This is a genomic window from Nitrososphaera sp. (genome assembly GCF_037447015.1).
Classification (GTDB): domain Archaea; phylum Thermoproteota; class Nitrososphaeria; order Nitrososphaerales; family Nitrososphaeraceae; genus Nitrososphaera.
The window spans coordinates 1-8,869 of record NZ_JBBIHK010000057.1; the positions used below are offsets into that span (position 1 = coordinate 1).

The 8,869-nt window shown below is 59.5% G+C and carries 8 protein-coding genes; 2 read left to right on the forward strand and 6 right to left on the reverse strand.

Going from position 1 to position 8,869, the window contains the following annotated elements; all coding sequences use genetic code 11:
• Positions 1 to 79: 79 nt before the first annotated feature.
• The 6 genes from WKI84_RS12460 to WKI84_RS12485 all read right to left on the reverse strand — a co-directional run bounded on the left by WKI84_RS12460 (position 80) and on the right by WKI84_RS12485 (position 6,845).
• A complete protein-coding gene (locus WKI84_RS12460) occupies positions 80 to 379 on the reverse strand; it encodes a hypothetical protein (protein WP_337863884.1) in 300 nt (99 codons plus the stop codon).
• Positions 380 to 419: 40 nt separating this feature from the next.
• Complete coding sequence (locus tag WKI84_RS12465; protein WP_337863885.1) at positions 420 to 1,892, reverse strand: ABC transporter permease; 1,473 nt, start codon at positions 1,890 to 1,892, stop codon at positions 420 to 422.
• The gene (locus WKI84_RS12470) at positions 1,889 to 2,950 is read right to left on the reverse strand and encodes an ABC transporter permease (protein WP_337863886.1); all 1,062 of its coding nucleotides are present in this window, start codon (positions 2,948 to 2,950) and stop codon (positions 1,889 to 1,891) included. Before WKI84_RS12470 ends, WKI84_RS12465 begins: the two co-directional genes overlap by 4 nt.
• Before the next feature lie 222 nt (positions 2,951 to 3,172).
• Positions 3,173 to 3,412, reverse strand: a complete 240-nt coding sequence (locus WKI84_RS12475; RefSeq protein ID WP_337863887.1) for an Lrp/AsnC ligand binding domain-containing protein — start codon at positions 3,410 to 3,412, stop codon at positions 3,173 to 3,175.
• Between the two features lie 102 nt (positions 3,413 to 3,514).
• The gene (locus WKI84_RS12480) at positions 3,515 to 5,890 is read right to left on the reverse strand and encodes an ABC transporter substrate-binding protein (RefSeq protein ID WP_337863888.1); all 2,376 of its coding nucleotides are present in this window, start codon (positions 5,888 to 5,890) and stop codon (positions 3,515 to 3,517) included.
• 136 nt (positions 5,891 to 6,026) lie between these two features.
• Positions 6,027 to 6,845: an ATP-binding cassette domain-containing protein gene (locus tag WKI84_RS12485; protein WP_337863889.1), complete on the reverse strand. Its 819-nt coding sequence runs from the start codon at positions 6,843 to 6,845 to the stop codon at positions 6,027 to 6,029.
• Positions 6,846 to 7,008: 163 nt separating this feature from the next.
• Here WKI84_RS12485 and WKI84_RS12490 point away from each other — a divergent pair, with 163 nt between their 5' ends.
• Both WKI84_RS12490 and WKI84_RS12495 read left to right on the forward strand, forming a co-directional pair.
• On the forward strand, positions 7,009 to 7,692 hold the full coding sequence (locus WKI84_RS12490) for a diphthine--ammonia ligase (protein WP_337863890.1): 684 nt from the start codon (positions 7,009 to 7,011) through the stop codon (positions 7,690 to 7,692).
• Between the two features lie 21 nt (positions 7,693 to 7,713).
• Positions 7,714 to 8,869: signal recognition particle receptor subunit alpha (locus tag WKI84_RS12495; protein WP_337863891.1), on the forward strand; the 1,156-nt coding region annotated here is incomplete at its 3' end.

Here is an 8,869-nt window from a genome sequence, read left to right on the forward strand (position 1 = left end):
ACGGGCGGATGCTGATGACGTGAAGGAAGAGCCGTCCGACTTTTCTTTTACGAACAAGAAAAAGAAAGAGTGACGAAGATTATGAGTCCTGAGGCATCCATTCACTACTCTCAAGGGCAAGGCACAGCTCGCACATGCGCAGGTTGGTGACGGGCCTGCCCGCAAACGCCAGCTTTGCCCTGCCGGAGAAATACGCTGCCACCTCTTCGCCGGTGGCAAGGACCGGGCCTCCCTGCTCGGTTATCTTGATCCTCGCGGCGCAGCCGGGGTCTGACAGCCTGTAAAACTCGGGGTTCAGGTGGACCAGCGAGTACGAGCCTTCGGCAAAATTGACAATTATGCGGTACTTGTTCTTCTTGCCCTTCCCGCCGCCGGCCACAAATATAACATTGTTATAGTCATTAATAAAAGAGCTGTCCTCAGCCGCTTCTCCTTCCCCTGTTCCTGACAGGGTTTGCGACTGCGTCCAGCGCGTTGCCGATGAGGGCAAACGCAAGCCCGGTCAGCGCTATCATGACGCCCGGCGGTATTATCCACCACCACAGGCCCCTGACTGCGGCCCCGGCGGAATTGGCGTCGTGCAGCATCTGGCCCCAGGTCGGCACCGACGGGTCGCCAAGGCCGAGGAAGGAGAGCGCGGCCTCGCCCAGTATGGCACCCGGCACCGCAATGGCAATGCTTGCAAAGGTCAGCGGCAGGAGCTGCGGCACTATGTGGCGCATGATTATCTTCATGTCTGACTGGCCCATCAGCCTGGCCGCCTCGACGTACTGCAGGTTCTTTATCTGGAGCGCAAGGCTCCTGCTCACCTTTGCCATGCCCACCCAGCCGAATATGACCAGAAAACCCGTTATGAGAAAGATGCTCCTGCCCACCGTGACTGACAGTATGACCAGGAGCGGGAGCGTCGGGAGCGAGTAAAACACGTCGTTTATGCGCATCAGCCCCTCGTCGGTCCTCCTGCCCTTGTAGCCGGCCACCACGCCGTACAGCAGCCCTATCAGCACGGACGCTATGGAGACCGTGAGGCCGATAAAGAGGGCCACCGGCGCGGCCCACAGTATGCCGGTCGCAAGGTCGCGGCGGAGCTCGTCTGTCCCCATCAGGCCGTACACTTTGCCCCCGAGTATGAGGCCCGAGTCTGTCACCTGGTCGCCATCCTCAAAGAGCAAAAAGGTCTCCCTAAAGACGTACGTCCCCTTCAAGACCCTGTTGCTCTCCGTGTCGGCAAACACCATCGACTGCGGGCGGGAAGGGTCCTGCCCGTACGCAAACTCGCCGGCGTACTGCGCAAGCGACTCTGCCACCGCGCTGTCCGTGGAAAACACCCTGGACGAGAACTCGACCTTTTTCCCTTCTCCCTCTCCCCCTTCTCCGCTTCCGTCGCTGCTGTCCTGTCCTACCGGCGGAAGCGAATTGAAATACACCTGGAACGTCCTGCCGTCCGGCCTCTCTGCTTCGACCTGCAGCGCCGGCGGCGTGGCGCCGTACCGGGCCGAGTACAGGAACATGAAATCGCTTGGGTATTCGTCAAAGTCCACGTCCACCCTGTACGAGTGGGTGACCGTGAGCACGCCGTCCTCCTCAGACACTGCCTTTTGCGCGTCCCTGGCGTGCATGACGACGTGCTCGGGCGCCTTTGGGCCAAACGGCAGGTTGTTGATCCAGGCCGGCGCAGCCGACTTGGGCTGGTCTATCCAGTAGTTGGGGTTGTTCCACTGCTGGAACGACTCTAGCGGCACTGCTGTTGCGGCATAGGCTGTCATGGCAAGCAGGCCGGCCAGGATTGCTACGCCGGCAAGCCCGCTCTTTGACCTGCGGAACTCTTTTGCAATGCCTGCGGCAGACAGCAGCGCAGCAGCGGCAGCACCACCACCACCTGCGCCGCTCATGACACCTTCACCCTCGGGTCAAAGTAGGCATAGATGATGTCCGTGGCAAATACAGTGATCACAAAGATGACCGTCGAGACGTACGTGAGGCCGACTATGACAGGTATGTCCATCATCCCTATCGCCTGGTAATAGAGCTGGCCCATGCCGGGCCAGTCGAACACTGCCTCTACCGTTATCGCGCCGCCAAACGAGCCTGCAAGCGAGAGCGCCACCACCGTGACTATGGGGGGCGCCGCGTTTTTCAGGGCATGCGAGTACAGTATCCTCCTCTCTGCAATCCCTGCGGCCCTCTTGGCGGCGATATAGTCCTCGGCAAGCACGCCTGACACGAAATAGCGCACGATGTATGCCCACGAGCCAAAGCCCACAAGCACGAGCGTTATCAACGGCAGCAGCATGTGGTAGAGGAGGTCGCCGGCGTATGCCGGGTCAGACGGGTCGGTGAGCGGCGTGGCGCGCGCCGGAAAGATGTGGTAGGCAAAAGCAAACGCAAAGATCATGAGCATCCCGACCCACCACGTGGGAAAGCTGCCGCTAAAGACTGCAAACGCCGAGTTGAGCCTGTCCTGCAGCGAGCCGGGCCTGCTTGCCACGTACGCGCCCAGGTACAGGCCAATAATGGTTATCACGAGCGTCGACGTGGTAAAGAGGAGCACGGTCTTGGGTATTTTCTCCAGTATGATGTCCCTGACAAGGGGCGAGCCGCCGTCGCTTGCCAAGAAACTGGACCTGCCAAGGTCGAGCGCCATCACCTTGACCACGGTGTTGAAGAACCGCTTGGGCGAGTACCACGGCTCGTCCAGCCCGAGCGCCTCCACGTTGCGCGCGACTGCCGCGTCGATGAACTGCTGCCGCTCCTCCGCGCTCTTGAACTTGATGTTCTTGTGGCTCACGTCCTCGACGACGTAGTACTTGACGCCGTCTGCCAGTATCCTGTCCATCGTGGGGCCCAGGAGCGCGATGGTGAGGACGAGCGTGGCAAAGAGCACGACTAGCATGTTCACCGAGCGTCTGATGACGAACCTGTAGAACCCACCGCCGCCGCTGCTGGCCATTATTTTTGCAGCCTCTCTTTCCTCTTGCGGTGGTTCAGTGCAGGCTTGCTTTTAACGGTATGGGCAATGGCGCAAAAAGGCATGCCTGCCGCCTGCCGCTGCCGCTGCCGCTGCCGCCGACGATGCTTCTGCCATTATTGTTATTATTGCCGTCGTCGTTGCCTGTTAGCCGGAGAGCCCTATCGCGCCTGCGCGGCCCTGCTCCTGCTGTTATTGTTGTTGTTATGGTGGTAGACGATGCTCGTGACTATTGCCGCGATGCCTGCGACCTTTTTTCAGGTTGCCGATCACGTCAGAAAGCGCCGCCTCGTTCTCTGCCTTGACCTTCAGCAGCATGTCGTACACGCCGCTTGTGGCGTAGGACTCGACCACTCCCCTTACCCGCCTCGCCCTCTTCTCTACTGCCTCCCTGCGGTCGGGAACGGTGCAGTGCACAAGCACTAGCGCCAATGTTATGGCCACAAGATAGCCAGCCTTAAGAATAATTAATTAATCACCTTCTCATTGCGCGCAGGTATCTTTGTAACAGGACAAAGACTTCTTGCTGTGGCGTGCTTTTCTCTCTTACCTTGTGGCTATCACAGTCGCCGTGGAAATGTCCGGCCTGAACGCTTGCTTGCTGTTTGCAAACACCTTGATCGTGTTGGGGCCCACTGACATCTTGGACGTTTCGGCGCCTGAAAGCTCTATTGTGAACGCACCGCTACCACCGCTGCTGCCTCCGACTGCCGCCGCCGGCTTGGCCATGCCCTTTGCCACTATGGCACCGGCCTTGTTCGACACGAAATAGCTCACCTCTGTGTCGCTCCCGCTGCCCGGCTTGCCGTCCACCTGCACCGTCACCGTCGCCTTGAACGCCTGGCCTATCTTGGCCGTCCTGGGCACCTCTGTCTTGGTTATCTTGGCCAGCTTGGGATTCTCGTACGCAGAGAACTGGCCGACCTTGAACGGGTACGACGCGTCGCGGAATGCCTTGACGGTCACGGTCCTGCCGGCTATGTTGTAGCCGTCAAAGTAGAACGGGCCGTTGCCTATGACTGCGCTCTTGTGCTTTGTTATCCAGGCGATGCTTGCATCGTACCTCTTTGCCGCGTCTGCCGCGCTCACCATGCCCTTGAGTGCCGGAGGCACGTATTTTTCGTCCTTCATCTTTTGCAGCTCTTCTTTCACCATCTGGGCGTGGTCCGGCACGATGAGGTCGAGCCAGCCGACGTTCTTTACCGTCGCCTCGCCCCGCGAGTATGCGGCCTTGCCTGCCATCACGAGCCTCTCTGTGGCTGCAGTTATCTCCCACGGCTCCGAGGCCCACACGGCCGCAAAGTCTGCTATCTCTTTTCTGTCATAGTGCCAATAGTCCACGTACGACTCTATCGTCGTCCCTGAGAACCTGACTCCCTTGAGCAGGGGCAGATTGGGCGCCGCCTGCGCCGTAAATTCCGGATCCACGGTCAGGTCGCCCTTGCCAAGGTCGGTGCCCCACTCTGCCATGAAATAACTTGGGTACATCAGGTCGGCCCTGTCCATCTGGATCCCGTGGTGCCACTTTGAATACAGGGGCTTGAGCGTGACCTTGCTCATGGCCTGCTGCCCTTTTGCCGACACCCACTTTTGCGACGCAGGGTCCCACGTCGTGGCGTCGGAGGGCACCTTGAGTCTGCCTTCCGGCCCCCTGGTCGTCACCTTTGTCCACTCTACCCTGTGCGGGATTATCTCGCCCGTGTACGGGTCGCGGAAAGTGCCGGGGTCGACCACCGTATAGTAAATGTCACGGCTGTACGCGTCCTGCAGGCCGCCTACGCCGTTCCATGCGCCCTGGTGGATCTGCTTGACGCCGATGTCAAGCCTGTTTCCGCCTGACTCTGGCCGGGCGTTCACGGCCGAGTACCTGCTTGTGATGCCTGCGCCAAAGTCGTTCACCATGCCCTTTACCGAAGAGGAGGCTATGAACGGGTCCGTCTTTTGGTTCACAAATATCCTCACAGACTCTTGCATGCCCATCTTGACTGCCCGGGCGACCAGCGCGTCGCGCTCGGCCTGCGAGGTAAAGTTGGCAAACAGGATCCTCTGCGTTATCTGGTCCAGGGTGGAGTTCTGGTACTGCCAGAAGGCGGGGTTCTGGTAGCCGGGCAGCCTGCCGTACCACGGGCCGTACATCTGCGCCGGGATGACCGGGTTGTATTTCACAAAGGCAGACGTGCCTGCAAACCCCTCAGTGTAGATGTGCCATTTCAGCTCCTGCGGGTTGCTGCCGTAGACGACCGTGTTTGCCTTGTTCAGGTCGCCGTACTCTTTGTCGACCCTGAAGCCGAGCTTTTGCAGCCTGGACGCCACGTCCTCGCCTATGAGCTTGCGCGGCTCGTCGTCCTGCCTTATCATCATCCTTATTGTTATCTGCTTGCCTTCAAACGTCCACTTGCCGTCAGGCTGCTTTTTTGCGCCGTGCGCATTCAAAGTATCTGTGATCATCTTTTCTGCCAGCTGCGGGTTGTGGCGGAACCCGAACCCCTCCACCGTGTCGATGATGTTGAGGTATTCAGGCGAATAGATGCCAAACGGGTCGGCCATCGGGCTGCCGTACCCCTTCTGGAACTCGTTGACTGCAAGCTCTCTGTCTATCAGGTAGTTCATGGCGAACCTGACCTCCCTGAACTGGAACGGGTTCATGGTGGCGCCGCTGTCCTTGGCAGGGGCGGGGTTCAGGAGCAGGCCGTTGGAGCCGGCGGTCCTCTCGTATATCGTTATCCTGGGGTCGTCCTTGACATCGCCGGCCACCTCGAGGGGTATCTTGAAGTAGTATGCGTCCAGATTGCCGGCCCTCACCTGCTCGAGCGCGACGTTCTCGTCTTCATAGTGGATAAAGCGGATCTCGTCGACGTAAGGGCCTTTTTTGGCCGCCGAGGCAGCCGGCTGGGCCCACGCGGCGTTATTCGCCGCCGTCAAGACGGCGGAAGCAAGCAGCATAAAGCCGAGGAAAATCGACAGTGCAGGCATAATCATCATCGTTATTCTTCTCATAGAATTGTTGGCGACAGCTCTGCGCACGCCTCTGCAAGGGCGAGCTTTAACTAATATGCTTTTAGTGGGCGGCTCTATCGGGGTCCGGGATGGCGTCTATGAGCGCCCGCGTGTAGGCGTGCTGCGGGTCAAGCAGCACCTTGTCTATGGGGCCGTGCTCGACTATCCTGCCTGCGTTCATGACGGCTATCTCGTCGCCGACGTAGCGGGCTGTGGAGAGGTCGTGCGTGATGTACAGGTAGGATATGCCGTGCCTCTGCTTGAGCCCCTGCATCAGCTCCAGGATCTCGCCCCTGACCGAGACGTCCAGCATCGACACCGGCTCGTCTGCCACTATGAGGGCCGGCTTTGTGACAAGCGCCCTTGCTATTGCGACGCGCTGTCGCTGGCCGCCTGACAGCATGTGGGGCAGGCGCTGCGCAATTTCCGCAGCAGGCTCTAGCCTCACCTCTTCAAGCGACTTTAACACTTTTTCGTGCCTCTGCGCCCTGGTGCTTGCCCTGTCGTGTATGGTCAGGGGCTCTGCAACTATATCGGCAACCTTCATGCGCGGGTTGAGCGACGCGTACGGGTCCTGGTAGACCATGTGGACGAGCGAGCGGAAGCGCCTGAGCTCCCTGCCGGAGAGTCTGGTGATGTCCTGCCCGTCAAACACGATTGTGCCTGCGTCGGGGTCTATCGCCCGCAGCACGAGCCTTGCGACGGTGGTTTTGCCAGAGCCGGACTCGCCGGCAAGGACGAGCACCTTGCCCCTGTCCAGCGCAAAGCTGACGCCGTCTACTGCCCTGACGTACTGCGGCGGCTGGAACATCTGCCGCAGGCCCTTTTTGACCGGGAAATACTTTGCCAGGTCCTTGACTTCAAGCAGCGGGGCGCCCAAGGTGCTATGCCAAAGAGCGTGCGCCAGATTGGGATATAAACAATCGCTGGCTGAATACTGCCTGTTGACTGGCTGACAGCGGCCGCCTCCGCCGTCTGCATAAACACACATACACGTACACGGCAGCAGAAGATTATATTGCTCGCCGCCTGCCATCCCTTCTGTGAAGCTGGCGGCCCTGTACTCTGGCGGCAAGGACAGCACCTACTCTATATACCGCGCAAAAGAGATGGGCCACTCTGTCGAGTGCCTGATAACCATGCACCCTGTGGCCGACGACAGCGCCCTCTTCCACTACCCTAACAGCTGGATAACCGGGTACCAGGCAGAGGCCATGCAGATACCCATGCTTGCGTTCCAGGTGAAAGGCAAGGGCAGCAAGGAGGACGAGCTTGCCGCCCTCGACGCGGCGGTGGCCCAGGCAAAGCGCCTCTACTCTATAGAGGGCGTCGTGTCCGGCGGCATTTCAAGCGTCTTTCAAAAGCAGGCGTTTGAGAGCGCCTGCGCCAGGCACGGGCTTGCTTCCATCTCGCCGCTATGGGGCGCCGATCCTGAAAAATACATGGCAGAGCTCTTGGACAAAAAGTTCGAGATAGTGGTAGTGGGCGTCTCTGCGATGGGCCTTGGCAGGGAGTGGCTTGGGCGCACAATCGGCAGGGCCGAGCTTGAGGAGCTGAAAAAACTGTCAAAAAAGTACGGCTTTAACCTCACGTTTGAGGGCGGCGAGGCCGAAACGCTGGTTACAAACTGCCCGCTCTTTCAAAAAAGGGTGGTGATAAAAAAGGCGAGGGCGCACTGGGACGGACAGCGGGGAATATTTGAAATACTGGAAGCTGGCCTACTATAGATCGCAAGAAGAAGAACTGAAATGTTTGACAACCTGCGCGATGGGCTTAGAAACGCCCTGAAAAAAATTGTGGGCGCCTCCGACATCAACGAGGAGCTGATAGACGCGCTCTGCAAGGACATCCAGCGCGCGCTCTTGCTGTCAGACGTCAAGGCGGGGCTGGTCAAGACCATCACCGACAACCTGAAGGAGCGGGCGCTCAAGGAGCAGCCGCCAAAGGGCCTTTCAAGGAAGGACCACATCGTTACCATCCTGTACGGCGAGCTTGCCAAGATGCTCGGATATTCGGGCGAGGTAACCACCATCGACAAGAAAGGCGCCATAGACGACGACCCCGGCGTCACGGCCTTTTTCAAGCCCGGCAGGCAAAATGTTGTATTATTGCTGGGCATCCAGGGCTCTGGCAAAACCACCGTGACTGCTAAATTGGCAAGGTGGCTGACCCGGCACGGCTACCGGGTGGGAGTCATTGGGACTGATACCTGGCGCCCCGGCGCGCTTACGCAGCTGAAAATGAACTGCGCCAAGATAAACGTCGAGGTGTACGGCGAGGAGGAGAGCAAGGACGCAGTGGGGATTGCCCGCCACGGCCTTGAGCACTTTAAACAGCAGAACCTGGACGTAATAATAATAGACACCGCCGGCAGGCACAAGGAAGAATCCGGCCTGCTGCAGGAGATGAGCGACATGCACAAGGTGGTCACGCCCGACCTAGTGCTGCTCGTCCTTGACGGCACGATAGGCCAGCAGGCGTACAACCAGGCCGCCGCGTTCCACAGCACGGCGCCTCTTGGCGGCATCATCATCACAAAGCTGGACGGCACGGCCAAGGGCGGGGGCGCGCTTGCAGCTTCTGCGGCGACCGGCGCCAAGGTGATGTTCATCGGGACCGGCGAGCGCATCGACGACCTCGAGCAGTTCTCGCCGACGCGCTTTGTGGGCAGGCTGCTTGGCATGGGCGACATCAAGGCGCTGCTGGAGATGGCAAAGGGCCTCGAGACTCAGGCAGACGGGGACCAGGCCAAGCGCGTGCTTTCAGGCAAGATGACGATCGAGGACTTTTACGCCCAGATGGAGCAGGTGAGCAAGCTCGGCTTTAGAAACGTCATCGAGAACATGCCGGGGCTCTCCGGGATGGTCAAGGAGGACCAGCTGGACGCCATGCAGGCGCGCATGG

Bases quoted from the DNA above. Each gene is read 5' to 3' on its own strand.
- WKI84_RS12470 (WP_337863886.1), bottom strand. From the start codon at position 2,950: ATGGCCAGCAGCGGCGGCGGTGGGTTCTACAGGTTCGTCATCAGACGC.
- WKI84_RS12465 (WP_337863885.1), bottom strand. From the start codon at position 1,892: ATGAGCGGCGCAGGTGGTGGTGGTGCTGCCGCTGCTGCGCTGCTGTCT.